The 25,375-nt window shown below is 66.3% G+C and carries 28 protein-coding genes and 1 tRNA gene; 10 read left to right on the forward strand and 19 right to left on the reverse strand.

Translation table 11 applies throughout. The features are described 5' to 3' along the window. Positions 1 to 114: 114 nt before the first annotated feature. Positions 115 to 573, reverse strand: coding sequence for a hypothetical protein (locus ACP7AZ_RS14630; protein ID WP_426039372.1), 459 nt, complete (start codon positions 571 to 573; stop codon positions 115 to 117). Between the two features lie 481 nt (positions 574 to 1,054). On the opposite strand from ACP7AZ_RS14630, the gene ACP7AZ_RS14635 reads away from it, so the two are divergent. Both ACP7AZ_RS14635 and ACP7AZ_RS14640 read left to right on the forward strand, forming a co-directional pair. Further along, entirely contained in the window at positions 1,055 to 1,897 is an 843-nt protein-coding gene (locus ACP7AZ_RS14635; protein ID WP_426039373.1) for a hypothetical protein, read from the forward strand. 168 nt (positions 1,898 to 2,065) lie between these two features. Then, positions 2,066 to 2,668, forward strand: a complete 603-nt coding sequence (locus tag ACP7AZ_RS14640) for an IPTL-CTERM sorting domain-containing protein (RefSeq protein ID WP_426039374.1) — start codon at positions 2,066 to 2,068, stop codon at positions 2,666 to 2,668. 109 nt (positions 2,669 to 2,777) lie between these two features. Here the strand turns inward: ACP7AZ_RS14640 and ACP7AZ_RS14645 are convergent, their stop codons facing one another. The 5 genes from ACP7AZ_RS14645 to ACP7AZ_RS14665 all read right to left on the reverse strand — a co-directional run bounded on the left by ACP7AZ_RS14645 (position 2,778) and on the right by ACP7AZ_RS14665 (position 4,717). Beyond that, positions 2,778 to 2,960 (reverse strand): hypothetical protein, encoded by a 183-nt coding sequence (locus ACP7AZ_RS14645; RefSeq protein WP_426039375.1) that lies wholly within the window; start codon positions 2,958 to 2,960, stop codon positions 2,778 to 2,780. 45 nt (positions 2,961 to 3,005) lie between these two features. After that, complete coding sequence (locus tag ACP7AZ_RS14650) at positions 3,006 to 3,749, reverse strand: SOS response-associated peptidase family protein (protein WP_426039376.1); 744 nt, start codon at positions 3,747 to 3,749, stop codon at positions 3,006 to 3,008. Between the two features lie 101 nt (positions 3,750 to 3,850). Next, on the reverse strand, positions 3,851 to 4,249 hold the full coding sequence (locus ACP7AZ_RS14655; protein ID WP_426039377.1) for a hypothetical protein: 399 nt from the start codon (positions 4,247 to 4,249) through the stop codon (positions 3,851 to 3,853). Beyond that, on the reverse strand, positions 4,249 to 4,524 hold the full coding sequence (locus ACP7AZ_RS14660; protein WP_426039378.1) for a hypothetical protein: 276 nt from the start codon (positions 4,522 to 4,524) through the stop codon (positions 4,249 to 4,251). Before ACP7AZ_RS14660 ends, ACP7AZ_RS14655 begins: the two co-directional genes overlap by 1 nt. A 4-nt stretch (positions 4,525 to 4,528) precedes the next feature. After that, on the reverse strand, positions 4,529 to 4,717 hold the full coding sequence (locus ACP7AZ_RS14665; RefSeq protein WP_426039379.1) for a hypothetical protein: 189 nt from the start codon (positions 4,715 to 4,717) through the stop codon (positions 4,529 to 4,531). A 270-nt stretch (positions 4,718 to 4,987) separates the two neighbouring features. On the opposite strand from ACP7AZ_RS14665, the gene ACP7AZ_RS14670 reads away from it, so the two are divergent. Further along, entirely contained in the window at positions 4,988 to 5,494 is a 507-nt protein-coding gene (locus ACP7AZ_RS14670) for a thermonuclease family protein (RefSeq protein ID WP_426039380.1), read from the forward strand. A gap of 106 nt (positions 5,495 to 5,600) precedes the next feature. Here the strand turns inward: ACP7AZ_RS14670 and ACP7AZ_RS14675 are convergent, their stop codons facing one another. From ACP7AZ_RS14675 to hemC, 5 genes are all read right to left on the reverse strand, one after another. Further along, positions 5,601 to 6,647, reverse strand: coding sequence for a tyrosine-type recombinase/integrase (locus tag ACP7AZ_RS14675; RefSeq protein WP_426039457.1), 1,047 nt, complete (start codon positions 6,645 to 6,647; stop codon positions 5,601 to 5,603). Then, the gene (locus ACP7AZ_RS14680; protein ID WP_426039381.1) at positions 6,562 to 8,271 is read right to left on the reverse strand and encodes a DNA methyltransferase; all 1,710 of its coding nucleotides are present in this window, start codon (positions 8,269 to 8,271) and stop codon (positions 6,562 to 6,564) included. The genes ACP7AZ_RS14675 and ACP7AZ_RS14680 overlap by 86 nt, the downstream gene beginning before the upstream one ends. 391 nt (positions 8,272 to 8,662) lie before the next feature. Further along, positions 8,663 to 8,738 (reverse strand) — tRNA-Thr (locus tag ACP7AZ_RS14685). Positions 8,739 to 8,778: 40 nt separating this feature from the next. Then, the gene (locus tag ACP7AZ_RS14690) at positions 8,779 to 9,462 is read right to left on the reverse strand and encodes a uroporphyrinogen-III synthase (RefSeq protein WP_426039382.1); all 684 of its coding nucleotides are present in this window, start codon (positions 9,460 to 9,462) and stop codon (positions 8,779 to 8,781) included. Next, on the reverse strand, positions 9,459 to 10,400 hold the full coding sequence (gene hemC, locus ACP7AZ_RS14695) for a hydroxymethylbilane synthase (protein WP_426039383.1): 942 nt from the start codon (positions 10,398 to 10,400) through the stop codon (positions 9,459 to 9,461). The genes ACP7AZ_RS14690 and hemC overlap by 4 nt, the downstream gene beginning before the upstream one ends. Before the next feature lie 45 nt (positions 10,401 to 10,445). Here hemC and tsaD point away from each other — a divergent pair, with 45 nt between their 5' ends. From tsaD to ACP7AZ_RS14710, 3 genes are all read left to right on the forward strand, one after another. Then, positions 10,446 to 11,579 carry a tRNA (adenosine(37)-N6)-threonylcarbamoyltransferase complex transferase subunit TsaD gene (gene tsaD / locus ACP7AZ_RS14700; RefSeq protein ID WP_426039384.1) on the forward strand — a complete coding sequence of 378 codons (1,134 nt, stop codon included), beginning with the start codon at positions 10,446 to 10,448 and terminating at the stop codon, positions 11,577 to 11,579. Positions 11,580 to 11,646: 67 nt separating this feature from the next. Then, positions 11,647 to 12,645, forward strand: a complete 999-nt coding sequence (locus ACP7AZ_RS14705) for an NAD(P)H-dependent glycerol-3-phosphate dehydrogenase (protein ID WP_426039385.1) — start codon at positions 11,647 to 11,649, stop codon at positions 12,643 to 12,645. Between the two features lie 150 nt (positions 12,646 to 12,795). Continuing rightward, entirely contained in the window at positions 12,796 to 13,185 is a 390-nt protein-coding gene (locus ACP7AZ_RS14710; protein WP_426039386.1) for a Rieske (2Fe-2S) protein, read from the forward strand. An 80-nt stretch (positions 13,186 to 13,265) separates the two neighbouring features. On the opposite strand, the gene ACP7AZ_RS14715 is transcribed toward ACP7AZ_RS14710, so the two are convergent. The 5 genes from ACP7AZ_RS14715 to ACP7AZ_RS14735 all read right to left on the reverse strand — a co-directional run bounded on the left by ACP7AZ_RS14715 (position 13,266) and on the right by ACP7AZ_RS14735 (position 17,941). After that, entirely contained in the window at positions 13,266 to 13,769 is a 504-nt protein-coding gene (locus ACP7AZ_RS14715; protein WP_426039387.1) for a phasin family protein, read from the reverse strand. A 23-nt stretch (positions 13,770 to 13,792) separates the two neighbouring features. Further along, positions 13,793 to 14,548 carry a creatininase family protein gene (locus ACP7AZ_RS14720; RefSeq protein WP_426039388.1) on the reverse strand — a complete coding sequence of 252 codons (756 nt, stop codon included), beginning with the start codon at positions 14,546 to 14,548 and terminating at the stop codon, positions 13,793 to 13,795. A 101-nt stretch (positions 14,549 to 14,649) separates the two neighbouring features. Next, the gene (locus tag ACP7AZ_RS14725) at positions 14,650 to 15,243 is read right to left on the reverse strand and encodes a TetR/AcrR family transcriptional regulator (protein WP_426039389.1); all 594 of its coding nucleotides are present in this window, start codon (positions 15,241 to 15,243) and stop codon (positions 14,650 to 14,652) included. Beyond that, entirely contained in the window at positions 15,243 to 16,832 is a 1,590-nt protein-coding gene (locus ACP7AZ_RS14730) for a DHA2 family efflux MFS transporter permease subunit (protein WP_426039390.1), read from the reverse strand. Before ACP7AZ_RS14730 ends, ACP7AZ_RS14725 begins: the two co-directional genes overlap by 1 nt. Next, positions 16,829 to 17,941, reverse strand: a complete 1,113-nt coding sequence (locus ACP7AZ_RS14735; RefSeq protein ID WP_426039391.1) for an HlyD family secretion protein — start codon at positions 17,939 to 17,941, stop codon at positions 16,829 to 16,831. Before ACP7AZ_RS14735 ends, ACP7AZ_RS14730 begins: the two co-directional genes overlap by 4 nt. A 168-nt stretch (positions 17,942 to 18,109) precedes the next feature. On the opposite strand from ACP7AZ_RS14735, the gene ACP7AZ_RS14740 reads away from it, so the two are divergent. The 4 genes from ACP7AZ_RS14740 (at position 18,110) to ACP7AZ_RS14755 (ending at position 22,948) form a co-directional block, all read left to right on the forward strand. Further along, positions 18,110 to 19,360: a flavin monoamine oxidase family protein gene (locus ACP7AZ_RS14740; protein ID WP_426039392.1), complete on the forward strand. Its 1,251-nt coding sequence runs from the start codon at positions 18,110 to 18,112 to the stop codon at positions 19,358 to 19,360. Between the two features lie 65 nt (positions 19,361 to 19,425). Then, positions 19,426 to 20,121 (forward strand): endonuclease III, encoded by a 696-nt coding sequence (nth, locus tag ACP7AZ_RS14745; protein ID WP_426039458.1) that lies wholly within the window; start codon positions 19,426 to 19,428, stop codon positions 20,119 to 20,121. A gap of 343 nt (positions 20,122 to 20,464) precedes the next feature. Continuing rightward, positions 20,465 to 21,127 (forward strand): ribulose-phosphate 3-epimerase, encoded by a 663-nt coding sequence (rpe, locus tag ACP7AZ_RS14750; protein WP_426039393.1) that lies wholly within the window; start codon positions 20,465 to 20,467, stop codon positions 21,125 to 21,127. Beyond that, entirely contained in the window at positions 21,128 to 22,948 is a 1,821-nt protein-coding gene (locus tag ACP7AZ_RS14755; RefSeq protein ID WP_426039394.1) for a heparinase II/III family protein, read from the forward strand. It abuts the gene before it with no gap. A gap of 6 nt (positions 22,949 to 22,954) precedes the next feature. Here ACP7AZ_RS14755 and ACP7AZ_RS14760 read toward each other — a convergent pair whose 3' ends face one another. The 3 genes from ACP7AZ_RS14760 to ftsY all read right to left on the reverse strand — a co-directional run bounded on the left by ACP7AZ_RS14760 (position 22,955) and on the right by ftsY (position 25,341). Further along, on the reverse strand, positions 22,955 to 23,563 hold the full coding sequence (locus ACP7AZ_RS14760) for a MarR family winged helix-turn-helix transcriptional regulator (protein WP_426039395.1): 609 nt from the start codon (positions 23,561 to 23,563) through the stop codon (positions 22,955 to 22,957). Positions 23,564 to 23,700: 137 nt separating this feature from the next. Then, complete coding sequence (locus ACP7AZ_RS14765; protein WP_426039396.1) at positions 23,701 to 24,384, reverse strand: inner membrane-spanning protein YciB; 684 nt, start codon at positions 24,382 to 24,384, stop codon at positions 23,701 to 23,703. 3 nt (positions 24,385 to 24,387) lie between these two features. Then, positions 24,388 to 25,341 (reverse strand): signal recognition particle-docking protein FtsY, encoded by a 954-nt coding sequence (gene ftsY, locus ACP7AZ_RS14770; RefSeq protein ID WP_426039397.1) that lies wholly within the window; start codon positions 25,339 to 25,341, stop codon positions 24,388 to 24,390. Positions 25,342 to 25,375: the final 34 nt, after the last annotated feature.

Here is a 25,375-nt window from a genome sequence, read left to right on the forward strand (position 1 = left end):
AGTCGGACCAGTGTCCGGCGTTGCAAAAGCGTGGAGGCAAGATCGGCGATGTTCGCCGGGCTTCGGCTTTTACTCCAGAATGGATGGGACGCGGGCCAACTCTTCAGCTGGCTTTCATATCTGCCGGTACGCGAACCTTCGAACGATCCAGGCGCAAACCCCGCCGGGCAGGATGCACATCGGAAGCAGCGAAACCGACGCGACATCGAGGCGTATGGACTCGCCGGGATAGCTGACCGAGTACCATGCCCCGACCAGGAACAGGCTTGAGAGGCTTCCGGCGAGGACCGAGTTGAATAACGAGTCCAGCCGGATCTTTCTCAGCACAAACCAGACCGGAAGACCCCAAACGATCAAACCTGCAGCGATCAGCGGAGTGGCGACGACGAAAGCGGCAATGAAGACGGCGCCGGCAGCAGAGCTCTGGGCCATGGCGTCGTCCTGGATGATGAAAAGATGGGCAGAGTAGCTGAGAGCCGTCGTCGCACCTGCCGAAACTATTGCGATCAGGCCAACAGCGACGATCGCCCACCACGGCCGAAAATCAGACTTCACCATCATTTTGAAGGGCATTTGGCGTGGCGACGAGGCGTGCCGGGTCCACGGCCGATGGGAGATAGTCGGTTGATCATTTTCAAAAGTCGTTTCGCACTGTCTGATCGTCGATGCTGAGCTTCACCGCAGGATGCGATCATTGCATCGGCGTAGCAATCTTAACAGAACAATGTTGGGCAGAATGGCTCGGCGGCGGCTTGTGTTGGGCCGAGGCGCGGGAACAGGGTTCTGTCTGCGATCTGGACGCAAGGTCCGCTGTCCACCCTTAACAGCCCTGGGGAAGGTCTGCTTCCGGGACAGGGCGGTGAATGTCCGGTTTCAGGCCTGATGCCAATGTCGTGGTCCGACCCTAAACAGACCTCTATTCGGCCAGCCCCTTCACGCCGCAAGTGAGGCGGGACCGGTGCGTGTTTCACGACGTTGACGCGGACCCATGAATCGCGATGTTGCGCAGTCCTGCGACGGACCCTTTGGTCCACCTGTTAAAGTGGTAGCGTGAATGGCACCTTCAGACATTTCCGCCGAAACGCCGTTTCTCGAGTATCGGCAGGCGCTCCGCCTGCTTAACGAGTTCCAGTTTTTTGCGGGAAACGTGCTGATCCCGACGGTCGGATTGCGGTTCGATCGATCTGTTCCCGCTCTCATGCTGTTGCGGGCGGATCGCTTAAGAAATCAGCCTCGGGGCGTCAGCATAAGCAGCATTGCCGCTTCGTTTAGACACCCTCGCGAAACCATCCGCCGCGCGATGCTGGATCTGCAGGCCGTAGGCTTGGCCGAGCGTGCGGAGGATGGCTGGAGCCTTTCGGGGTCGAGTGTTTCGGCGAGGCTACGTGAGGAGATGTCGCAGGAGATCCTGCGCCATTTCGGTCATTTCATCGACGGGCTGGCACCGACGGGCGTTTTGCCACGGCATGATGCCCGCAAGGCCTCCCCGGACGCCCGGCTGATCGCAGCGCTGGATATCTACCTCACGATCTTCGACTTCAACATGCTGTCCTTGAGCGAGTGTCGGGAGCTCTACCTGCTCGTCGGGGTCTCGATCATGGAGATGTCTCGCGTGACCCACTGCCGCGAACTCGCCAACCGCTATTCCTCGCCGGACACTCTGCCGCCCCACTCGCTCACGATGCCGGTCACGCTCAAGCAGGTCTCAAGCTGGCACGGATTTCCGGCGTCATCGGTCTGGCGATCCGCGAGACGGCTGGAGCAGAGAGGCGCCCTGAAACGAGACGGCGCGGGATATCGTATCGGGGACGTGTTCGCCGCGACGCCGGAATCCCGCCGATGGGCAGTTCCGATGTTGCAATACATTAGACGGCGACTGGCCGACTGCGCAGGTTGAAGCACGAGTCGTCACCTTTACGTCTATGTTTTGAATAACAATTTTCACAGTGGGGCGCTGGGAGGCTTAACTTTGGTGCTTGGGAATGGGATGCACACCCTCTCAACGCGCGGTTGCCAAGGCGATCCACGCTCATCAAATACTTTAGTTGAAAACATGGGGTGCTCAGTGAATTTTCGTCTCGCCGGTTTTGCCGCTATCGCCGCTTCAGTTGTCGCCTCCGCCGCCTCTGCCGGTACTCTGACCAACACGAGCGTGACGCTCTCCAGTTCCAGCGTCTCGTCGCCGTCAACAGTCACCACCGCCTATACGATTGAAACGGCAATGGGTGGTGGTAATAGCAACATCCTGATCGCCACCTACCCAGGCCTAGCGTTCGTGAATGGTACCTGCACCAATGGTGAGGTTACAGTGTCAGTAGGCGGCACACCCATCGTCGGCGCATTCCAGATCTGCGTCCTCTTCAGCGTTAACTCTATTCAGATTTCGCTCCCTGCGGGCGTCACCGTGCCTGCAGGTTCCAACGTCAGCGTCTTCATCCCCAACACGCGGGTTTCGACCGGGCCAACGGCGGGAACTTATTCGGCCAACATCCGGACAGCGCAATCCACTGGTGCAACGGTCGACGCTCCCGCACCAGCTCCGACCTACACGTTTGGCGTCGCACCCACTCCCGTTCCGACCATGACCGAATGGGCGATGATCCTGTTTGGCACGATCCTGGCGGGTGGGGCCGCGCTCTACATCCAGCGGCGGAAGTTGATCGCCTAAGCGACGTCTCTCTCCGGTTTGGACCGGCCCCGCTGGCGACGGTGGGGCCGTTCTCATGTCTGGTATCCACCCTGAACAGACGTCCAGGACGTCCGCTTTCGGGTTGCCGCTATCCCGGCCAACGGGCAACGCCGAGGCAGACGAGCGCGGCAGCAAACACCAGTAGCCATCCATCGACCTTTGCGGCGTCTGGATGGACCGGCTTGCCGAGCTGCCGGCGGCGAATGCTCCAAAGGGCGAAGCTCATCCCCAGACCGCCTGCGATGATGTCGATGTCTGGCGACCAAAGCATCTGTGTTCGTGACACCTAATTCATCGGCCGGCACCCCAAATCAGATCACTGCAAGGGTGTCTGCCGCCATCGGCCGCTGAAGCGCCTTCGCCTGTCCCATGGCGCGCGCATCCAGACGTCGCGCTCCTCCTCTGTCGTCAGGATCACCGGCATGGCCTTGCGGTGGTAGGTCTTCACCGGCTCGGCGGAATCCGTCGTCAGGAAAGCGAACAGGTCGCAGGTCTCAGGGCCGGTCTTTATCTTGCGCACGCCGGACCACCGCAGAGCGTGGACCCCGGCGAAGAAGGCGAGCGGCTGCTCCTCTGACAGGGCGAACCAGACGTTTTTCCTCGTGCCCTGGAAGTCCTGATCCGGCTCGCTGAAGGCGTTGAAGGGGACGAGGCAGCGGTTCGCCGCTCCGAGCCAAGGAGCCCAATGGGCGTTCATTTTTCCGGCCGCGTTCATGGTGTTGCGGACGTTGGTCACGCCCTTGTCTGGCTCGACCTCCAGATACCGCTTGAACGCCTCGTCATCGATCACCTGACCTTTGGCGCGCAGCTTATCGACGCGCTTTCCGGTCGCTTCGATCAGCGCCTTCTTCGAGGTCGGCATCCCCCAACGGGCCTTGATCAGAATGCGCTCGCCGTCGTCGTCCAGGCGCACGATCGGGGCTTCATAGTCCGGATAAATGTCGCGCGGTTCGAGGTTGCCGACGTCGCTGAGCATTGCACGCGTCATGGCGAGGATGTCGCCTGGCCCGGATTTGGCGCGGTAGAGGTTGCACATCCCCAGACCCTGCCATGCGCCCATGAGGCTGTTAAGTCCGTGGCACTGGCCTTGGAGGCGCTGCAAACACCGTTCAAGCGGTCAGGGTCCGCTTTTCATCGGTCGGGACAGTTGCGCGCCCTCCGCTAGGGTCTGAACCGTCGGCTGGCCTCAGGCTGGGCCGGGTCCGGCAAGGGTTGCTCTCGCTGCTCAGGCGGCAGTCTGGGCGGGACGGTTGGCGTCGTTTCGGCCCACTCCGGCGGCCACTCCGCCCTCAGTTCCATGCAACGATTGATCGTAGGAGGCGTGCCGTGGAAGGTGATCGTTCCCTTACAGCCGAGGCGGCGACAGGAGGGATGACGGTTCCATAGCGTCTCTTCGTCCCCCAGCCTGAAAGCGAACCAGTCCAGGTCTGCCGGCATCACCAGAAAGCAGGCGTTGCAGACGGACCAGACAACCCAGCCCTGATCGATCATCTGGCCGATCGTCGCCGCGCGGCAGCGCCACCACGAGACCGGTCGGTTCTCCAGCTTGACGTAGCTCATCAGAACCAGAGGGCGAGCGCTGCAGGTGCGATCGGCCCGTCGATCTGGGATTCATTGCGGGTGTAGGACACGCGGGCGACCCGACTGCCGCAGGTGCACCGGAAGCGGCTGGATCGTCCCTCGACCGGCCAGAACCGCGCCGAGCCGAACAGGGGGCGAGGGTCCATCAGGACGGCGCGGCCACACTCCGGGCGGTCGCACTGGACCACCAGTCGGCGGCCGTGTTCTGGCGCGACGTCTTCACGTGCGATGCGATGGCGATTGAGGTCGGGCATGACATCAGCCAGCGATGGTGGTGGAGCAGCCCAGGCTCCGAAGTTGGATGCCGGCGGCGGATCGCAGAATAGCGCCGGGAACCCGCGCCTCAATACGGTCGAGCATCTCTCCAGCGGCGAGAACAGGGTCGGTCTTGCGGGCGAGTTCAGCGTCCAGCTCGGCGAGCAAGCAGGCCAGGGATCGGTCGTTCATTCACTCTCTCCAGGTTGCCGACCCGGGGCACTTGTGACTCCGCCAGACGGCGACAAGCAAGTAAATGTTCTGGTTATGTTCCGTTGTCCCCAGGTCGTTTGGCATCACGCTGATCCTGCCGCTGTGAGGAGAGATCAACTTCGCCGGCCGGTAGCCATGTCGATCAACCCGCCCTTAAGCGCGAACCGACCATAGAGGGGTGTGACAGCCCAGTGGTCGAGACATCGTCGGACCAGACGACCAAGCTTCCTGGTCGCGGTGGTGGCCACCATGCTCGGCGCGTTCGGACTGACCTACTGGTGGCCCGAGCTCACGACCGAGTCTCCTATCACCATGCTGCCGACGCTCGCCGCATCCGACACCGCGACGGACACCCAGCGCGGGGAGCCCACCGACTCCAGGCCCGAGACCAGCAGCTTCCCCAGCGAAGGTCTGCGCTTCTCCTGCCAGGTCACATCGGTCACCGACGGGGACACGTTCCGCTGCGCGGGTGGCGAGAGGATCAGGCTTCATGCCGTAGCGGCGCGAGAAACGGACGAGACGTGCTCCGTCGGCCATCCGTGCCCTGCGGCGTCGGGGGCTTCGGCAACGGCGGAACTGCGCAGGCTCGTGCAGGGTAGACGGCTACAGTGCCAGCCGATCGGACAAAGCTATGGTCGCGTGACCGCGATCTGCTGGGATCCGCGCGGGGTCGAGGTGAACTGCGCCATGGTGCGGAGCGGCGCGACAGTCATATGGGACCGCTTCAATCGACAAGATCCCATCTGCCGAGCCTGACCAGAGCGTGCTTGGAGGAGGGGCGGCAGAAGTCAAAATTCCACCGAAAAAAAAAGAGGTCCCCGCCCCGCGAACCAGCCGAAGCCAGCGCGCGAGGCGGAGAATGTTAAATCAGCTGTTTGGCGGCACCCGCTTCCACGGCATTCAGTAAGTCCAAGTTTCCGACGTGGCTGTATCTGGCCGTACTAGACACACTCGCATGTCCTAACACCTGACCGACTGTATAGATTGGAACACCACTTGATATCATGAAGCTCGCCGCACTATGACGGAGATCATGAATTCTGAGGCCTGGTAGACGTGCATCGCGGATTGCACGCGACCAGCCAGTCTTAAGCGTCACAAATGGCTTGCGAGTTTTTAAGTTTGCGACCACCCATGGACAGCCTTTGATTCGTGGTAGCTGTTGTATTATTCCTAAAGCGGCGCTGGAGAGTGGAATGCGTCTAGACTTCCCGCTCTTACTGAGCGGGACCAACCAACTACGCCGATCTAGATCAAAATGTGACCACTGGGCGTCCAGCAACTCACGTTTTCTGGCCCCAGTTAGCAGTAGCAGGCCGACGATATGCTGAAGTTGGGGGTTATCCGACTTAGCTGCAGCCCGTCTTAGTCGCTCCGATTCTTCCGGTGTCAAGAAGCGATCTCTAGCGTTTTGAACCGGCTTGCCGAGACCTCTGGTTGGGTTTTTCTCAGTTCCAGGCACGGACCATTGCATACCGAGCTCGAATGAGCGCCCTAGGGTCACCCTGATCTTCTCGACCGTTGCCGGTGCCAGGCCTGCGGCCCGCTTGGATGCGAGCAACTGACCGACGACTCGGCTATCGATCTCGTTGACTGGCCGCCGTGCAAGCGTTGGAAGCAGGTGTAGGCGCACTATGGCTTCGACGTCCAGAAACGACTTCAGGTTCAGGCGGGCGTGTTCGACGTGCTGTTCCGCCAGTTCCTTGTAGAGAGGGGTGGCACGCTTGACGGCCTTGGCTGCTCCGGGATCGCCGCCCATGACGACCTCCGACCGCAGCTGCTGCGCCCGCTTCTTGGCCGCCGCAAAGGTCAGGTCGTCCACCTTACCGATCTTGAACTGGCGTTGACGGCCGGCGGCGTCGGCATAGCGGAGGTAGTAGGTCTTGCCGCCGGTGGAGCGGCATTCCAGGACGAAGCCGGTGACGGTCTAGGTTCTTTCCGAGATTCTCTGCTCGCCCGCCCCTAATCACGCGCGCAAGGCCACTCTCAGTCGAAGACCATCCACGCCCTCCCGATGGCGTGAAGTTCTCGCCACGAAAATCGACCGGGAACCACATCGCAGAACCCGGCCCAGACTCGCGCCCTTGTCTCTGCGAGGTCATGTCACCAGGCGAAAACACCTTGGCTTTGTCAGGTAAAGAGTCCTCTCTTGATCGCTCTACTGCATTCAGTGTTCGCCGAAGGCCGTTCTCAAACTGGACGCGGTTGTAGGCTGTGCCCTCATCGGAGAAGCCTTTCTTCGGAGTGAAGAGTTGTTTCCACTTCATTTTCTCGACGGCTTTTGAGAACCAAATTATGTAGTCAGTAGGATTGGCAATCAAACGACTGGTCTGGGCGCTAGTTGTTGTGTATGTGATTATAGAAACGAAGTTTTCTGCGCCAAATACTTCGTCCATAACCTCCCGCACATGGTGCAGATTCTCGTCCGAAATCTGAACAAACACCGATCCACTTTCGTGGAGCAACTCCCTCGCTAGAAACAACCGGTCGCGGAGATAGGTCAGGTACGAATGGATGCCAAGTTCCCACGTGTCCCGGAACGCCTTGATCATCTCAGGTTCTTGCGTCAAATCTTCGTCTGATCGGTCCTTCACGTCGCGCTTGTTGGTGAAGGGCTGAAAATTCGACCCGTATTTGATGCCATAGGGTGGGTCGATGTAGATCATCTGCACCTTGCCGCCCATGCTCTCCTTGGTCAGCAGCGAGTTCATCACCAACTGGCTGTCGCCGGCCACCAAGCGGTTCGACCAGCCCTTTTCATGAGAGTAGAAATCGAGCGCCTGGCGTAGCGGCAGGTTCTCGAACGGAGCAGCGAACAGATCGGCCTGACGCCACTGTGAACCTGCGTCCTTGCCCTTCAAACGCTTGGCCGCGTGGGCAAGGATCGTCGCCGGGTCCACACGCTCATGGACGTGTAGGCTGACGGTATCGACCTCGAACGATGTCCGCTCGGCCTTGCCGGTCCAGGTCAGATAGGGCGCTTGCAGCCGCTTTAGCTCGATCAGCGCGTCCTTCATCGCCTGCGGATCACTGCTGGCCAGGGCGTCGTCGATCAGCTTTTCCACCCCGGCGCGGGCGCTGTCGAAGTTCAACACAGGATCCAGATGCGGATCATAGGCCCAGCGGGTGCGCGCGCCGTCCGGGTCGGTCCCGGCATGGACCATGCCCACCTCCGGGTTGTTCACCCGCGTCTCGCCGTGCCGATAGGACAGGACCAGAATGGGTTCGCCAGACCGGCGTGCCGTCGTGTTTTTGACCTTGCGCGCCGGCCTGCCGGAAGGTTGGGAGGCTTCGTTGTCGTCGTCCATCTCAAGCGTGAGATCAGCGACATCCGCCCGGTAGATTGAACCACCCCGCCCGCGTCCGCGCCCCAAGACGCCTTGATCGACGAGCGCATCACGGGCGCTCGCATAGTCCTCGTCAGACAGGCCGGGTACCTTTTCGCGCAACAGCGCCACCATAGCCCCATTGCCCATGGACGACCCGTCTTCCGGCGTGAGGGACAGGATAAGGTCGGTGAGGCTGTCGGACATACGGTGGGCACCCGGGATGGCTTGGGGGTCTGAGAGCGGACCGTATCGCGGGCAGGATTGATTTGCACAGCCTAGATTAGAACTCAGACACTACCTGTGGCGCTAGTTGCAGATCCCATAATCACCGGCACCCCGAGCGCAGCAAATCGAGGTATCGGATCTAGAATCTGCAGCCGGTGGGGCAGTGCTGGACGGCGCGGCGTCCAATCGACCGGGCTGAACTTCCGTTTCGGGTCGACAAGCGTCATTGGCCCCCGGCCCATTTTCGGACCGTGGACGAGCCGCCGGCAGCACGACCATCCTTCCGGAAGGCCTCCCAGTCAGGACCCACCACCGCACCCAACCGGAAGGCACGTCCGCCTTAGGTCGCGTCTATGTCCTATGGGAAGGGTGGTGCCGCTTAGGTGACTCGAACACCTGACCCCCGCATTACGAATGCGATGCTCTACCAGCTGAGCTAAAGCGGCCTGTCGGCTGAGGCTGGGCCTCGGCGACGGAAGCGGCTCTTTATACGCTGACCCCCGGCTTGCCAAGCGCTGCGAGCAGGGCGTCTTCGGTGGGCGCGGCGGCGACGCGGACCTCGGCGAAAGGCAGGCGTTCCAGCGGAGCGGCGGCGGCGGGCGAGATGGCGACGGCGACACGCCCCTCGGACGCCTTCGGCGACACGCTCCCAGCCAGGGCGCGGCCGGCGCGGGGGGAATGGATCAGGACGGCGTCCCAGGCCCAGGGCGCGGCCACGCCGGTTTCGCGCGCCTCATAGACGGGCAGGGTTCGGATTCGGGCGGCGTCGCCGACGGCGGCGCGCAGGTCTCCGGCGGGTTCGGCGGCGCAGGCGTGCACGATCGTCAGGCCTCGCGCCTCGGCGCGGATCATGGCCGCGAGGTCGGCGAGGTCGCCGTCGGCGGACCTGATGATCGTGAAACCGGCCTCTCTCGCCGCGCGGGCGGTGGCCTCGCCGACGGCCAGGACCGGCAGGGTCCGCGTGTCGGACAGGGCGGCGAAGGCGGCGACGCCGTTCGCGCTGGTGAAGGCCAGGGCCTGGACGCCGCTCAGGTCAAGCGCCGCGGGCAAGGCGTGGATCTGGAGAAGCGGCGCGACCAGCGGCTCAAATCCTTCCGCAGACAGTCGCCTCGCGGTGCGATCGGCGCCAGGACGGGCGCGGGTGACCCAGACGGGGCGGATCGCGCTCAAGATTCGACCGGCAGGCTCTGATCGCCGGCGGCCATATGGACCTGATGCCCGAGGTGTTCGCCCATGGCCCGGGCCTCGGCGGTCAGGTCGCCCTGTGTCACAGCCATCCCGCCCGCCCGGCGCCAGCGGGCCGTGCCGTCGGGGGCCAGCATCTCGGTGGTCAGGGTCAGATGGCCGTCAGCGATGACCGCGTGGGCGCCGACGGCCGTACGGCAGGAGCCCTCCAGCGCCACCATGGCGCCGCGCTCGGCGGCGATGCAGAGAGCGGTGGGCCGGTGGTTCAGGTCGGAGACCCAGGCGTAGTCGGTGTCGTGCTCGCGGGTTTGCAGGGCGAGGGCGCCCTGGCCCGGAGCGGGCAGGAAAGCGTCGAGCGAGAGATATTCCCGAACTGCCTCGGTCCGGCCCAGCCGGTTCAGCCCGGCGGCGGCCAGAAGGATGGCGTCGAACTCGCCCTCGGCCGCGCGACGCAGACGGGTGTCGATGTTTCCGCGCAGCATCTCGATCTGAAGGTCGGGGCGCAGGGACAGGGCCTGGGCCTGTCGGCGGAGCGAGGCGGTGCCGAGGCGGGCGGCGTGGGGCAGGGCGTCGAAGCTGTCGAAATGGCGGCTGATGAAGGCGTCGCGGGCATCCTCGCGCTCGGGGATGGCGGCGATCGTCAGGCCGGGCGGCTGTTCGGCGGGGACGTCCTTCATCGAATGGATGGCGATGTCGATGCGACCGTCGAGCAGGGCCTCCTCGATCTCCTTGGTGAACAGCGCCTTGCCGCCCACCTCCATCAGGCGCCGATCCTGGATGCGGTCGCCGGTGGTGACAATCTCGACCAGCACGACCTGGTCCAGCGGCAGGCCCATGGCGGCGGCGATGGCGCGCTGCATCATGCCGGACTGGGCCAGGGCCAGGGCGGAGCGACGGGTGCCGATGCGGATCAGGTGGGCCATTGAGTTGCGCGGGTCCGGCGGGGTCGCTACCTCGACCCGATGAGCATGGTGGCGGATTATAGCAGCGAGATCGGGGCGGCAACCAATCCGGCGAAGGGCGGCGACCTGACGGTGCTGGGTATCGAGACCAGCTGCGACGAGACGGCGGCCTCGGTGGTGCGACTGACGCCTGACGGGACCGCGACAGTGCTCTCCTCGGTGGTCCACTCCCAGATCGACGATCATGCAGCCTTCGGCGGCGTGGTGCCCGAGATCGCGGCCCGCAGCCATGTGGAGATGATCGACGGCGTCGTGCGTCGCGCCATGGCCGATGCGGGTCTGGGTTATGGCGAGCTGGACGGGGTGGCGGCGACGGCGGGGCCGGGTCTGGTCGGCGGGGTCATGGTGGGGCTGGGGTTCGGTAAGGCCGTGGCTCTGGCGCGCGGCCTGCCGATGGTGGCGGTCAATCACCTGGAGGGCCATGCGGTGTCGGCGAGGCTGGGGGCCAGGGTGGCCTATCCCTTCCTGCTGCTGCTGGTCTCGGGCGGTCATTGCCAGCTTCTGGAGGTGCGCGGCATCGGCGACATGAGCCGACTGGGGACCACCATTGACGACGCAGCCGGCGAGGCCTTCGACAAGATCGCCAAGGCCCTGGGGCTCGGCTATCCGGGCGGTCCGGCGCTGGAGGCGATGGCCGCGAGCGGGAACGGCGCCCGCTTCGACCTGCCGAGAGCCTTGCTGGGGCGGAAGGATTGCGACTTCTCCTTCTCGGGGCTGAAAACGGCGGCGTCGCGGCTGGCCCAGACCTGCGAGACCGATCGGGACCGGGCCGATCTGGCCGATGCGGTCCAGAATGCCATCGCCCGGCAACTCTCGGAGCGGTCGGATCGGGCCATGGCGGCTTACGCCGACAAGCACGATCACCGGCTGTTCGTCGTGGCCGGCGGGGTGGCGGCCAACAGGACCGTGCGGCGGGTGCTGGAGGCGACGGCGGCGAAACGCGGGTTCGCCTTCCTCGCCCCGCCACTGGCCTATTGCACCGACAACGCGGCGATGATCGCCCTGGCGGGGGCGGAACGGCTTCAGCTGGGGCTGGTTTCGGATATCGATGCGCCCGCCCGTCCGCGATGGCCGCTGGACGAGGCGCGCGCCCTGGCCGATCCTGTCCATCCGTCCGGGCGGAAGGGCGCGAAGGCTTAGGCTGGTACGCCAGAACGGCCTCAAGTAGCCGAGCTCCGCGAGCGGGGCGTTAGGCCAAGGAGAATGCATGCAGTTTCGCACCGCAGGAGTCATCGGCGCAGGGGCCTGGGGCACGGCCCTGGCCCTGGTCTGCGCCCGCGCCGGCCTGGACGTCATCCTGCAGGCGCGCGAGCCCGAGGTGGTCGAGAGCATCACCAACCGCCGGGTCAACGAGGCCTTCCTGCCGGGCGTGGTGCTGGACGACCGGATCTCGGTGACGGCCGAGCTGTCGGGTCTGTCGGAGTGCGATCTGGTGCTGGCAGTGCCGCCGGCCCAGTTCATGCGCTCGACGCTGGCCGCCTATGCGCCCCACCACAAGGCAGGCGCGCCTATCGTCCTGTGCTCCAAGGGGATCGAGCGCGGGTCGCTGAAACTGATGACCGAGGTGCTGGCGGAGACGATCCCCGATGCGCCTGCCGCCGTCCTGTCGGGACCGAGTTTTGCTGCCGATGTGTCGAAGGGGCTGCCGACTGCGGTGACCCTGGCCTGCGCGGACGTCGTGCTGGGTGAGGCGCTGATGGAGACCCTGTCGGGACCCGCCTTCCGGCCCTATCTGGCGACCGACCTGATCGGCGCCGAGGTCGGCGGGGCGATCAAGAATGTCCTCGCCATCGCCTGCGGCCTGTCGGAGGGGCGTCGGCTCGGCAAGTCGGCACACGCAGCCCTGATTACGCGCGGCTTCGCGGAGATGACGCGGCTGGGCGTGGCCCTGGGCGGCGAGCCGGAGACGGTCGCGGGCCTGTGCGGGCTCGGCGACCTTGTCCTGACCTGCTCCAGTCCGCAGTCGCGCAACATGAGCCTGGGTCTGGCGCTCGGCGAGGGCCAGACCCTCGCGCAGGCGTTGGCTGGCAAGCGATCAGTGGCCGAGGGCTACGAGAGCGCGCCAGCCGTGCGCGAACTGGCGCGCAAGATGGGCGTGGAAATGCCGATCTGCGAGGCCACGGCGGCCCTGCTGGCCGGCGAGACCACGGTCGATGCAATGATCGAGGGACTGCTTTCACGACCGCTCAAGGCCGAACGGGAATGAGTTCTAGAGTTTCCGTACATCCTCGCGAAGGCGGGGACCCAGTTCTGCGGGCACCCGGATTGTCCGTTGGGACTCCAAACAATCATCCCATGCGCCGTGTCTCGCAAAAGCACTGGGTCCCCGCCTTCGCTGGGATGCACGGAGTTTGGGGTGGCTGAGGTCGAGGTCAGCCAAGAACGCAAACGGGTCTGGTCCACACCGCCGAACGTGGCCCTGTGTGCGCTCGAGGACATCAGGGAGCCCGGCTCGCGAGGCTTCGTGCTGCAGATCGGCGAGGCTTTCTTCCACGGTTTCGTGGTGAGGAAGGAGGGCGAGGTCGCGGGCTGGGTCGATCGCTGCCCGCATCAGGGCTTTCCGATCGCCATCGAGATGGACCGCTATCTGACGCCGGACGGGTCGCTGATCCTGTGCGGCTGGCACGGGGCCGTGTTCGAGCCGCTGTCGGGCGCCTGCGTCGGCGGACCGTGCGCGGGCGGCAAGCTGACGCCGTGGCCGGTGAAGGCCGAGGGCGGCATCATACGAACCGCCGCCCCCGACTGACATTTCAGCCCTTTTCGTCGCCGAGGATCGGACCTGGAGGTCCGCGCTCCAAGGGCGCGGCAACTCACCCGTCGAACGCTCTAGCGTTTCAGGCGTTTCGCGTTGGCCACGGCCGCCGAATGGATCGGCTTCAGCGCGTCGGCCTGGGCCTTCAGAAGTTCGGTGTTCAGGGTCAGCATCTGGCCCGCCGCCCGGCTCCACCAGGCGACCGCATAGTTGTAGTGAGCGGTCGCGGCGGCTTGGGGCGAACCGGCTCCGGCGATCGCCGAGGCGGCGCGTTGGGCGTGAGCGACCTCGTCCATGGCGGACTTCGATACGCGGGCGGCGAGGTCGCCCAGATTGCCGGCGATGGCGGCGGCAGAGGCGCTCATGGCCTCGACCTTTTCCGAGCTCATCAGATGCATTTCGGCCATGTCGGCCTTCATCGGATTGGCCAGGCCTTCGGCCATGATGTTCAGCCGGGCGGCGATGACGTCGGAGGCCGCGCGCATCATCTCGCCGCTGTTGGCGGCGGCGGTCGCGGCCGATTGGGCGTTCTTAACCGCGCGCTTGCCGTCGCGGATCGTCTTGTCGAGCATGGTCATGTGACGGGCTTGGGCCGGTTTCTTCAGCCGGGCAAGACTTCATCGGCGAAGGCGGCCACGTCGCGGATCAGGGCGGGCACGGCGGCGTCGATGATGCGCTGGCCTTTCTCCGGGCTCGCCTGGCCTGGATCGGAACCGATGCGGCCGTCTGGGAAGCGAGCGCGGTAGTCCAGGGCGTCGCGGATCGGGCCGTTCGGCGCAATCTTTGGCGAGTATTCCGCCGTCTTGATGCGGTCGGGATAGGCGGCCTGGGTCACCGCGATCTCGGACGGTGTGGCGTGCATGCCATGGCCGGTCGGGAAGATCTGGTTGCACAGGCTGTGGACGCCCGGCAGGTCCCACCAGTTCTTCAGCTTCAGGACATAGGGGCAGGGCTCCTCCAGGAACGACCATTCAGCGTAGAGTTCGGAGAAGGTCGCCTCGATGGTGGCGACATTGCCGCCGTGGCCGTTGAGGAAATAGATCCGCTCGAACCCGTGGCGGCTCAGCGACGAAACCCAGTCGGTGATCGCGGCCATGAAGGTCGAGGGGCGCAGGCTGATCGTGCCCGGGAAGGCCAGATGGTGCTGCGCCATGCCGATGTTGAAGGTCGGGGCGATCACCAGGCCGTCGTCGGCCTTCTCCGCCGCATGGGCGATGATCTCGGGACACATCCAGTCGGTGCCCAGAAGGCCGGTCGGGCCATGCTGCTCGTTCGAGCCGATGGGCACGATGACGGTGCGTGCGCCGCTCTTCAGGCGCGCGTCGATCTCTGGCCAGGAGGAACAGGCGATCAGCATGGCGGCACTCTCTGTTTTGGCGCTACGCTTGCGACACGGTCGGTCGCTAATTGAGCGCGGCAAGCGGAAGCGGGAACTGCCCCGTCCTTACGCTCGGTCGGTCAGGGCGCGAAAGCCCTGACGAAGCGCTCGGCGGTCTCGCGGGCGCGCCGGCTTTGGTCGATGTCGGGCTCGTCGACGCCCAGGATGCCGCGCAGATAGCCGTGGCCCATGGTCATGCCTGTGAACATCTCCGCCGCCGCGGTCGGATCGGGGACCCGTAGGGCGCCTTTGGCGTCCTGTTCGGCCAGCCACGTCGACAGCCGACGCAGGCTCTCGCCCGGCCCGGCGTGATAGACGGCCTGGGCCAGGTCCGGCGCCTGGGGCGAGATCAGGGCGACCCCGCGCATGGCCGAACGCCCCTCGGCCGTGCACAGCTTGTCGAGCATGGCCTGGCCCAGGGCGGCCAGAACCTCGACAGGCTCCCCGCCGGCCCGGAGTGGGGCGGTGATCGCCTCGGAGCGGCGCTCGGCCATGGCCCGGCCGATCTCCACCTTGGAGGCGTAGCGGTTGTAGAGAGTCTGCTTCGACACCCCGGCCCGGCGCGCGATCTGCGCCATCGAGGCGGCGCCGCCCTTCTCGGCGAAAAGGGCCATGGCGGCCTCCAGGATGGCCTCCGACTTCTTTTCGTCGATCTGGCCCATCACTCGGGGCATCAGTGCGCATCCATGGGTGGCTGCGTTCCCGTGCCCTGCTTCACCGGTCGGGCCAGCAGTGTCAGGAAGGCGCAGGCCGCGCAGCCGAGGGCCAGCATGGCGAAGGCGTCGCCGAATGCGAGCGTGGTCGCCTGTCGCTGCAGCATCCCATAGACCGCCTTCATCGCTGCGCCTTCGGGATCGATGGAGCCTGACATCATGGTGGCCATGCCGGTCAGCATGTCCTGCATCTGGATCGAGGTCTGCGGAATGGCCTGGGTCAGTTCGCTCATGTGCAGGGCGGTGTTGGTGGTCAGGGAGGTGTTCAGGAAGGCGAGCCCGAAGGCGCCGCCGACATTGCGGAACAGGTTCACCAGGCCGGAGGCGTTCTTGACCATGTGTGGCGGCAAGGTCGACATCGTGACCTGCTGGGCCGCGATCATGGCCAGCATGACGCCGACGCCACGCAGGGCCTGGACTCCCGCGAACTCCCAGAAGCCCCATTCGGTGGTCACAGCGTGGGCCTCCCACATGCCCCAGGCGCACAGCATGAAGCCGCCGAACATCAGGATCCGCAGGTCGAGAATCCGCACCAGCCGCCCCGCGAGCGGACCCGTCAGGAACATGGCGAGGCCCGAGACGACCATCGTCGTGCCCACCTCGGCCGGCGAATAGTCGCGCACCCGCGCCAGGAACAGCGGCAACAGGAAGGTGCCGCCGAACAGGGCCGCGCCGACCGTGAAGGTCATGATTACCCCCACCAGGAAGTTGCGATTGTTGAAGGCCCGCAGCTCGACGACCGGATTCCAGTAGACCAGCGAGCGCCAGATGAAGGCGGGGCCGCACAGGCCGGCGATCACCGACAGCAGCAGGATCTGGTCATCGGCGAACCAGTCGTTCTTCGACCCTTCCTCCAGCACGAACTGCATGCTCATCAGGAAGGCGGCCATCAAGCCCAGGCCCAGCCAGTCGAAACCCTTGGACAGCGAGGGGTCGCCCTTGTCGAAATTGGCGTAGCGCCAGACCAGGAAGAAGGACAGCAGGCCGAACGGGACATTGATGAAGAACAGCCAGCGCCAGCTCAGCATCTCGGTCAGGTGACCGCCCAGCGTCGGACCGACGGTCGGGGCCAGAGTGACGATCAGGCCAATGAAGACCGAGGCGGTGACGCGTTTGGACGGTGGGAAGGCGGTGAAGGCCACGGCGAACACGGTCGGGATCATGGCCCCGCCGACAAAGCCCTGGATGGCCCGGAAGAAGATCATCACCTCGACCGAGGACGACAGGCCCACGGCGATGCTCATCAGGACGAAGCCGCCGCAGCTGAACAGGAAGACCTTCTGGGTGCCCCACAGCCGCGACAGATATCCCGACAGGGGTATCATCACGACCTCGGGGATCAGATAGGCGGTCTGGATCCAGCTGATCTCGTCGGCCGAGGCGCCGACGCCCGACTGGATCTGGGGCAGGGAGGCGGCGACGATCTGGATGTCGAGGATGGCCATGAACTGGCCGATGACCATCCCGGCGAAGCCGAGGATCAGGAAGGTCCAGTTGATCTTCGGCTCGACGGCCGTCGGAGCCGCGCCGCCGATGACGGCCGCGGTCATTGCGCGCTCGTGGTTCCGGCGTCGGCGAGGCGCGTCTGGCCCGTAGCGGCTTCGGCGAAGGAGGCGCCGCCTTCGCTCTTCAGGTCGACCCTGACCTCGACCGAAAGGCCGGGCCGCAGGGCCGCGCCGCCTTCGGCGCGATTGACCAGGATGCGCACGGGCACCCGCTGGGTGATCTTGGTGAAGTTGCCGGTGGCGTTCTCGATCGGGATCAGGGCGAACTCTGAGCCTGTCGCGGGGGCGAAACTGTCGATACGGCCGGTCAGGTCCACACCGGGGAAGGCGTCGGCCTCGATGTGCACGGTCTGGCCCAGACGCAGGCGACCCAGTTGGGTCTCCTTGAAGTTGGCGACGATATAGGTGTCGCCCAGGGGCACGAGCGACAGCAACTGGCCCCCGGGGCGGACATACTGACCGGCCCGGACGCCGCGTGCGCCGACGACGCCGGCGGCGGGGGCGCGGATCACGGTGCGGTCCAGGTTGATGCGGGCCTGCTCGACGGCCGAGCGGGCCTGATCGACGGCGGCCAGGCTCTGCTGGCGGGTCGAGCCGAGGACGCCGGCGGTACGCTGTTCGGCGACCAGGGCAGCCTGGGCCTGGGCGACGGAAGCTGCGGCGGTCTGGGCTCCGGCCGTTTCGGTTTCGATACGTTGCTCGGAAACCCAGCCCTGACGTTGAAGGGCGGTGTAGCGATTGACCTGGGCCTGGGCGAGATCGGCCTGGGCGCGGGCCTGGGCGACGCCGGCGGCGCGCGAGGCGATCATGGCCTGTTCCTGGGCCGCGCGGGCGTCGACATTGTCCACGGCGGCCAGCAGGGCCGCGAGATTGGCCTCGGCCGCCGCGAGCTCGGCCCTGGCGTCGGCGTCATCGAGACGGACCAGGATCTGTCCCGCCTGGACCCGCTGGTTGTCGGTCACCAGCACCTCGGCGACATAGCCCTCAATCTGGGGACTGACCAGGGTGACGTCGGCCTGGACGAAGGCGTTGTCGGTGGTTTCCCACCGCTGCTTGTTCTGCCACCAGACGGCGCCGCCGATGATCAGGCCGATGGCGACGACGCCTCCGACGATCAGCGGGAGGCGTTTCTTCAATGCGGGAGCGAGGGCCATACGGTCGGGTCTCTAAGGATGGGGCGTCAGGGAGGACGGCTGTAAAATGGACCCAATCGTCCATAAATCAATCCCCTTGCGACGCGGCGTGAACACGTCATGTTTCGCGCTGTTCCCCACGCCCCTTTGAGTCTCCCGATTTCCCTCCCCTCCTCCATCGATGTCGCCGTGATCGGCGCCGGGTCCGCCGGGCTTTCGGCCGCGCGTCGTCTCGCGAGGGCGGGTGTCGCTGTCGTGGTTCTGGAGGCCCGCGACCGGATCGGCGGGCGGGCGTTTACGGCGACCCACGAGGGGATGCCGGTCGACCTCGGCTGCGGCTGGCTGCACTCGGCCGACGCCAATGTGCTGGAAAAGATCGGGCGCGAGGTCGGGTTCACCATCGACGAGACCCCGCCGCCGTGGCGTCAGCAGGCCTTCAACCTGGGCCTGACGCCGGCCGAACAGGCCGAGTTCGCAGAGGCCTTCAACGCCTTCGACGAGCGGGCGGCCAAGGCGGCCAAGGCGGGCGACGACCGCGCGGCCTCCAATCTGTTCATTCCGGGCGAGCGCTGGAACGAGCGGATGGACGCCATCTCCGGAGCCCTGAACGGGGCGAAGTTTGCCGAGGTCTCGACCCTGGACTACGACGCCTATGAGGACACGGGCGTCAATTATCGGGTGGTCGAGGGTTACGGGTCTTTGATCGCTGCACTGGGCGAAGACGTGCCGGTGGTGCTGAACTGCCCGATCGAGCGGATTGACCGGTCGGGAGCCCGGCTGACGATCGAGACAGCGCGCGGGGTGATCGAGGCCAGGTCCGTGATCCTGACCCTGCCGACCTCGGTGTTGGCGTCAGAGGCCGTGCGGTTCGATCCGCCCCTGCCGGACCTGATCGAGGCGGCGGCCGGCGCGCCCCTGGGCCTGGCGTCCAAACTGCATCTGGCGGTCGATGGAGCGGAGGAGTTCCCCGAGGACAGCCAGCTGTGGGGCCGCACCGACACGGCCCAGACCGGCGGCTATCACCTGCGTCCGTTCGGGCGGCCGCTCATCGAGGGCTATTTCGGCGGCGATCTCGCCTGGGGACTGGAGGCCGAAGGCGAGGCGGCCTTCTTCGACTTCGCCGAGAGCGAACTGTCGAACCTGCTGGGGTCGAGTTTCCGCAAACGCATCCGCCCTCTGTCGACCTCGATGTGGGGCGCCGAGCCTTGGTCGATGGGCGCCTATTCCCACGTCCTGCCGGGGCTGGGCGATCGCGAGACCGGCGCGCGGGCGCGTCTGGCGCGGCCGATCGAGGACCGTATCTTCATCGCCGGCGAGGCGACGTCGCAGGGCTTCTACGGCACGGCCCACGGCGCCTGGATGGAGGGTGAGCGTGCGGCCATCGAGGCGATCACGGCCCTGGGGCTGGACCCGCGCCTGTCCGATCCCGAGGCGCGCTGAGAGTGGCGAAGCGGACAAGGGTTACCGGCAAGCCGACCGGTCTCGCCCGCAAGCCCGGCAGCGTCATGACCGGCGCGCCGATCCCGATCTTCGCCTTTCCGCCGGACGAGGATCGGGTCGAGGACATCTTCACTCGTCTGGCCCGCGTCATGCCGGAACCGAAGACCGAGCTGAACTTCACCGATCCCTTCACCCTGATCGTCGCGGTCGCCCTGTCGGCCCAGGCGACCGACGTCGCTGTCAACAAGGCCACCGACCGACTGTTCGCCGTCGCCGATACGCCGGAGAAGTTGCTGGAACTGGGCGAGGAGGGGCTGGTCCCCTTCATCGCCTCGATCGGCCTCTATCGGAACAAGGCGAGGAATGTCATCGCCCTCAGCCGGATCGTCCTGGAACAGCACGGCGGCGTCGTGCCGCTGAACCGCGCGGACCTTCAGGCCCTGCCCGGGGTGGGACGCAAGACGGCCAGCGTGGTCCTGAACGAACTGGGCATCGAACCGGCCATCGCCGTCGACACCCACGTTTTCCGCGTCTCGCACCGGTTGGGCCTCGCCAATGCCGCGACGCCGGACAAGGTCGAGGACCAGCTCCACCGCGTCGTCCCCGAGGCCTTCCTGTCCAAGGCCCACCACTGGCTGATCCTGCACGGCCGCTACACCTGCACGGCGCGAAAGCCCAGGTGCGAGGGGTGTGTGATCAGCGACCTGTGTCCCTCGCGCGGGCTGATGGCGGGGCTCCAGGTTCCGTTGAACGCTACCTGAGCCATCTGATGCCGACGAGAGGGTGGTCGCGGTGGTCTATCTGCTGGCGCGCCTTATGAGACCGACGCCAGTGCCGCGACCAGAACAGCTGGCGGTGTCCCATGAATGTCTGGGACTTCCAAATGCCGCCTGAGCCTGGCCTGCTGCTCCAAGGCGGACGTCGTAAAGCGCAGAGTTGGGTCAGACGCTGTCGTTTGAGCCGTTTGACCGAAAGGTCGCAGGTCGGGATCACACATCAGGCGCCAATCAGCATGGCGACCTCCAGGTGAATGTCGGGGTCGTGGGCAGGGCCTTTTGGCCCGCGCGCCTTGCCCGTGACGTCATCCCGCCGTATCCCCGGATCATGCCCAAGACGCCCCTGATCTGCCCGTCCATCCTGGCCTCGGACTTCGCCAAACTGGGCGAGGAAGTCAGAGCGCTGGAGGCCGCCGGCGCCGACTGGATCCATGTCGACGTGATGGACGGCCATTTCGTGCCCAACATCACCCTCGGCCCGGATGTGGTGAAGGCGTTAAGGCCCCACACCACCCTGCCATTCGACGTGCACCTGATGGTCGCCCCGGTTGATCCGTGGCTGGAGGCCTACCGCGAGGCGGGGGCAGACATCCTGACCGTCCATCCCGAGAGCGGGCCGCACCTGCACCGGACCCTGGGGCGGATCCGGCAGCTAGGGGCCAGGGCCGGCGTGGTGCTGAACCCCGGCACGCCGTTGTCGGTGCTGGAGGATGTGATCGATCTGGTCGATCTGGTGCTGCTGATGTCGGTCAATCCGGGCTTCGGCGGACAGTCCTTCATTCCGTCGACGCTGAAGAAGATCGAACGGACCCGGGCCATGCTCGATGCGGCTGGCTCGAAGGCCCACCTGCAGATCGACGGAGGGGTGACGGCCGCCAACGCGGGGGCCTGCATCGCCGCCGGGGCGGATGCCCTCGTGGCCGGGACCGCCGTGTTCAAGGGCGGGCCGGATGCCTATGCGGCCAATATCGCCGCCATCAAGGCCGCATAGGTGAACTTGATCGGGCCCTTCGCCGACCGTAGTCCGTCCACGCCGAACGTCGGCGAGGGCGCCATTCCGGGCCTGCGCGGGGCGCCGGTCAGGACGCCGGTACGGTCCAGCGGGGTGACCACCGGCCCGGCCCTGTGGCCCGCCGTCGCCGGACGGGTGCTGACCCGCCAGATGTGGATCGAGCTTTATGGCCTGCCCGGCTATGCGATGACGCTGTCGGCGGGGAAGGCCACGGCCTTCGCCGCCACGGCGCGCGATTTCCGACCCGCCGACATCAACCTGGGCAAGGCCGTGATGGGCGGGCGTTTCCCCCTCGCCGGATCGAACCTGGAGGCCGAGGCGCCCGTCGATCCGTGGAACCGGCCGAGCCCTTCGAAGGCCTTTGCCGTCGACCTGCACGCCTTCGCCTGGATGCCCGGGCTGATGCTTCAGGGCGAACGCGGGGCGCGCGAGGCGCTGCGGCTGACCCTGGCCTGGGCCAACACCTTTTCGCGCTGGTCGCCCTTCGCCTGGGAACCGCGGATCCTGGCGCGCCGGGTCTACAACCTGGCCTGCGCCGCCCGGAAGATGGGCGCCGTCGCGTCCGAGACCGACAGGCTAAGGCTGGCTGATACCCTGGGGCGTCAGGCGCGGCAGTTGCTACGGCCGCCGGGCGGACTGGCGGGCAAGGCCGAACGGCTGGTCGCGGCGGCCGTGGCCGGATGCGTGCTGGCGGGGCAGGCGGGATCGCGGTTGAGGAAGGCGGCGCTGGGACGCCTGCCCGGGGCGCTGAGGGTCACGGTGGCGGGCGACGGCGGCCACGCCTCGCGTTCGCCCGAGGCCGGAATGGAGCTGTTGCTCGATCTCCTAACCCTGGACGACGCCCTGTCGCAGCTATCGGAAGCGGCGCCGGAGGCCGTGGGCGGGGCAATTATTCGCCTGACCACAGCACTGCGGCTGCAGGTGCTGCCGGACGGCCGGCTGGCGGGCTTCCAGGGCGGCGGTCCGTCGACTGCGGCCCGGGTCGCGGCCGCGCGCGCCCATGACGAACATGCTGAGGCGACCGCGTCCGCAGTGGGCTCGGTCGGCGGGTTATCGCGTATCCGCTCGCCGCTGCTGACCATCGTCACGGACGCGGGAGCTCCCGGGAAAGGCGCCTGGTCCGAGGCGGCCTGCGCCCAGCCGTTGGCGCTCGAGATCGTCTGCGGCAAGGACCGGATCGTCACCGGGTGCGGCTGGACTCCTCGTGCGGCCGACCGCCAGGGCCTGCGTCTGACGCCCGGTCATTCGACGCTGACCCTGGGCGAACAGTCGTTCGCCGAACCGCTGGGCGGATGGAAGGGCGAGTTGCTGGGACCGCGCCTGTATGGGCGGCCCTATCACGCGACGTCGGAACGCCGGGACGGCGACGGGGCGGTGTGGCTAGAGGTCGAGCACGACGCCTGGGCCCAGCCGTTCGGCCTGATGCACCAGCGCCGGCTGTATCTGGACCAGAGGCTGGACGAATTGCGGGCCGAGGAGCGGCTGCACCCGGCGGCCGGAAATCGCGACGTGGTCCGGATCATCGCCGCCCCCTATGCCGTGCGTTTTCATCTGGAGCCGGGGGTGCAGGCGTCCCTGGCGCGAGATCGCCGGTCGATCCTGCTGCGCGGACATTCCGGGCGGGGCTGGTGGTTCCGCACCGATGGTCCGGATGTCGCCATCGAACCGTCCGTGCACGTGGAAGAGGGGCTGACGCGACGCTCGTTGCAGGTCGTGGTGCGGGGCTCGGCGCGCACGGATGCTGAGACCAAGATCCGCTGGAAGTTGAGCCCGGCGGGCGCGGCGGGGGATCCAAGCTAGACCGCTTCAGGCGACCGGTGTGACGGCCTTGGGCTTTTTCGGTTTAGGCGTCTTGGGGGTCTTCTTCGGTTTGGCCGCCTTCTCCGCCGCTTTTTCGGCCTTGCGGGCCTCCTTGGTGGCCTTCTTCAGGGCCTTGGCCTCGGCCTTCTCGGCATCGGGCGCGGCGTCTGCGGCTGCGGCGATCTCGGCCAGCATGTCGAGGAAACCGTCGCGCTTGGCCTTAGGCAAGAGGCCCATGATCCGCTTGTCGGCGGCCTCGACGCGAGGCCGGGCCTGATTCAGCAAGGCCTGACCTTCTTCCGACAGGCGCACGGCCTTGGCGCGGGCGTCGATCGTCGAGCGTTCCCGCGACAGCAGCCCCTTGGTGGTCATGCGGGCGACGAGGTCGGCCAGGGTCGAGCGGTCGATGCCTGTGGCGCGGACCAGGTCGGTCTGGGTCAGGCCCTCCTTGACGGAGACGGCCTCCATGACGGCGAACTGCCGCTGGGTCGGGCCGCCCTCGCCAGCCTCTTCGGAATAGATATCGAGCGCGAGCTGGAGCGCTCGATGCATCAGATGACTTGGGGAATCGGCGAGCGTACCGGACCGCCGCGCCTGTTTGCCGGATTTCACCATGGCCGTATCCCTCTGCCGTATGCGGAGGGTTATCAGCGAGCCTTTACGATTTAACGACAGTGATGCGTCAACGGGCAGGCATGCCCAACCTCTCTCCGTGCACCCCGGCCTTCGCCGGGGTGCACGGAGACAAGAGTTCAGGGTGCGGTGTCCGGCCTCGCGGGCGCTGAAGCATCGACGGGGTCTTCCGAGACCAGGTTCTTCATGATCAGCGGCACCTGCGACAGGCCGAAGATGGATGAGGCGATCCACAGGACGCCGCGGAAACTGACCCAGACGTCGGCCGGGTCGACCGCAGTGTGGCCCAGGCGGGCGGCGGCCCAGGCGACCAGGGCCTCGGACCGGACCAGTTCGTTGACCACGGCGACGGCGGCGAAATACAGGCCGTAGCGGAAGGTCAGGGTGCGCCAGGCGGCGTCGTTGACCGGGATGACCGTGCCGAGGAGGGCCTTCAGCGGCTGTTTGCGGAGGTAGAGGCCGCCCAGCAGCGCGATGGCCAGCGAGGCGTTGAGCACCGTCACCTTCAGCTTCACGAACAGGTCGTCGTTGAAGACGAGGGTCAGGACGCCGAAGACCAGGGCGAAACCACCGACCAGCAAAGGCATGAGGGCGAGACGCTTCTCGACCAGCAGCCCGACGGCCACGGCGACGCCCGAACCGGCCACGAGGCCCCAGGTGGCGTGGACAAGGGCCTCGTCGCCCGGGAGGCCGCGCACGCGGAAGAAGATGAAGGTCGCGGCGAATGCGGCGAGGGCGCCAAAATCGACGACCTGACGGATCCAGGTCGGCGGACCCCGCTTGGGCTCGGGCATGTCAGTCATGGTCTAGTCCTCGAGGCCGACGAGCGAGCGGGAGAAGGCGCGGGCGTCGAAGGGCTGCAGGTCGTCGATCCCCTCGCCCACGCCGATCAGCTTGATGGGGGCGTCGGAGGCCTGGGCGACGGGGACCAGAACGCCGCCACGTGCCGTGCCGTCCAGCTTGGTCATGACCAGGCCGGAGACGAAGGCGGTGCGGCCGAAGATCTGTTCCTGGGCCAGGGCGTTCCTGCCCACGGTGGCGTCCAGCACCAGCAGGGTCTCGTGCGGGGCGTCCGGATCGATCTTCTTCAGAACGCGCACGATCTTGAGCAGTTCGTCCATCAGGGCGGACTTGTTCTGGAGACGGCCGGCGGTGTCGATCAGGACGATGTCGTAGTTCTCGGCCCGGGCCCGGGTATAGGCGTCGAAGGCGAGACCGGCGGGATCGGCGCCGTCGCGGCGGCTCTCGAAATGAGCCCCGGCGCGCTCGGCCCAGACCTTCAGCTGTTCGCGGGCGGCGGCGCGGAAGGTGTCGCCGGCGACGATCATCACCTTTGCGCCCTTGCCGGTCAGGTCGGCCGCGATCTTGCCGAGGGTGGTGGTCTTGCCAGATCCGTTCACGCCGACGAACAGGACGACGAACGGCTTGATCCCTCCGGCCACGCCGACGGGGCCCAGCGGATCGAAGGTCGCCTGACGCGGCAGGAGTTCGGCGGCGACGGCCTCGGCCAGGGCCTCCTTGACCTCGCGCTCGGAAGAGGCGCCGCCGAAGCGCAGCTCGCGGAAGCGGGCGACGATCCGGTCGGTGGCGGCGGGGCCGAGGTCGCTTTCCAGCAGATGCTCCTCGAGGCCTTCGAGAGCGGCCTCCGACAGGGGCTCCTTCACGAAGGCGGAGACGACCTGTTCGGTCATCTGCTGGCTGGAGCGGGCCAGTCCCTGGCTGAGGCGCTGGAACCAGCCCTTCTTGGGCGTGTCGGTCATGGGAGGGCTTTAGCGGGGGAGTGAAGCCGCGTCA

The organism is Brevundimonas sp. DC300-4 (assembly GCF_049897365.1).
GTDB lineage: Bacteria > Pseudomonadota > Alphaproteobacteria > Caulobacterales > Caulobacteraceae > Brevundimonas.

Bases quoted from the DNA above. Each gene is read 5' to 3' on its own strand.
- tsaD (WP_426039384.1), top strand. From the start codon at position 10,446: ATGGTGGCGGATTATAGCAGCGAGATCGGGGCGGCAACCAATCCGGCG.
- ACP7AZ_RS14680 (WP_426039381.1), bottom strand. From the start codon at position 8,271: ATGTCCGACAGCCTCACCGACCTTATCCTGTCCCTCACGCCGGAAGAC.
- ACP7AZ_RS14645 (WP_426039375.1), bottom strand. From the start codon at position 2,960: ATGCTTTGGTCGCCAGACATCGACATCATCGCAGGCGGTCTGGGGATG.
- ftsY (WP_426039397.1), bottom strand. From the start codon at position 25,341: ATGACCGACACGCCCAAGAAGGGCTGGTTCCAGCGCCTCAGCCAGGGA.
- ACP7AZ_RS14720 (WP_426039388.1), bottom strand. From the start codon at position 14,548: ATGCTGATCGCCTGTTCCTCCTGGCCAGAGATCGACGCGCGCCTGAAG.
- ACP7AZ_RS14635 (WP_426039373.1), top strand. From the start codon at position 1,055: ATGGCACCTTCAGACATTTCCGCCGAAACGCCGTTTCTCGAGTATCGG.
- nth (WP_426039458.1), top strand. From the start codon at position 19,426: ATGACCGGCGCGCCGATCCCGATCTTCGCCTTTCCGCCGGACGAGGAT.
- ACP7AZ_RS14725 (WP_426039389.1), bottom strand. From the start codon at position 15,243: ATGCCCCGAGTGATGGGCCAGATCGACGAAAAGAAGTCGGAGGCCATC.
- ACP7AZ_RS14655 (WP_426039377.1), bottom strand. From the start codon at position 4,249: ATGAGCTACGTCAAGCTGGAGAACCGACCGGTCTCGTGGTGGCGCTGC.
- hemC (WP_426039383.1), bottom strand. From the start codon at position 10,400: ATGGCCCACCTGATCCGCATCGGCACCCGTCGCTCCGCCCTGGCCCTG.
- ACP7AZ_RS14670 (WP_426039380.1), top strand. From the start codon at position 4,988: ATGCTCGGCGCGTTCGGACTGACCTACTGGTGGCCCGAGCTCACGACC.
- ACP7AZ_RS14735 (WP_426039391.1), bottom strand. From the start codon at position 17,941: ATGGCCCTCGCTCCCGCATTGAAGAAACGCCTCCCGCTGATCGTCGGA.
- ACP7AZ_RS14715 (WP_426039387.1), bottom strand. From the start codon at position 13,769: ATGACCATGCTCGACAAGACGATCCGCGACGGCAAGCGCGCGGTTAAG.
- ACP7AZ_RS14765 (WP_426039396.1), bottom strand. From the start codon at position 24,384: ATGACTGACATGCCCGAGCCCAAGCGGGGTCCGCCGACCTGGATCCGT.
- ACP7AZ_RS14665 (WP_426039379.1), bottom strand. From the start codon at position 4,717: ATGAACGACCGATCCCTGGCCTGCTTGCTCGCCGAGCTGGACGCTGAA.
- ACP7AZ_RS14650 (WP_426039376.1), bottom strand. From the start codon at position 3,749: ATGGGCGCATGGCAGGGTCTGGGGATGTGCAACCTCTACCGCGCCAAA.
- ACP7AZ_RS14630 (WP_426039372.1), bottom strand. From the start codon at position 573: ATGCCCTTCAAAATGATGGTGAAGTCTGATTTTCGGCCGTGGTGGGCG.
- ACP7AZ_RS14660 (WP_426039378.1), bottom strand. From the start codon at position 4,524: ATGCCCGACCTCAATCGCCATCGCATCGCACGTGAAGACGTCGCGCCA.
- ACP7AZ_RS14705 (WP_426039385.1), top strand. From the start codon at position 11,647: ATGCAGTTTCGCACCGCAGGAGTCATCGGCGCAGGGGCCTGGGGCACG.
- ACP7AZ_RS14760 (WP_426039395.1), bottom strand. From the start codon at position 23,563: ATGGTGAAATCCGGCAAACAGGCGCGGCGGTCCGGTACGCTCGCCGAT.
- rpe (WP_426039393.1), top strand. From the start codon at position 20,465: ATGCCCAAGACGCCCCTGATCTGCCCGTCCATCCTGGCCTCGGACTTC.
- ACP7AZ_RS14730 (WP_426039390.1), bottom strand. From the start codon at position 16,832: ATGACCGCGGCCGTCATCGGCGGCGCGGCTCCGACGGCCGTCGAGCCG.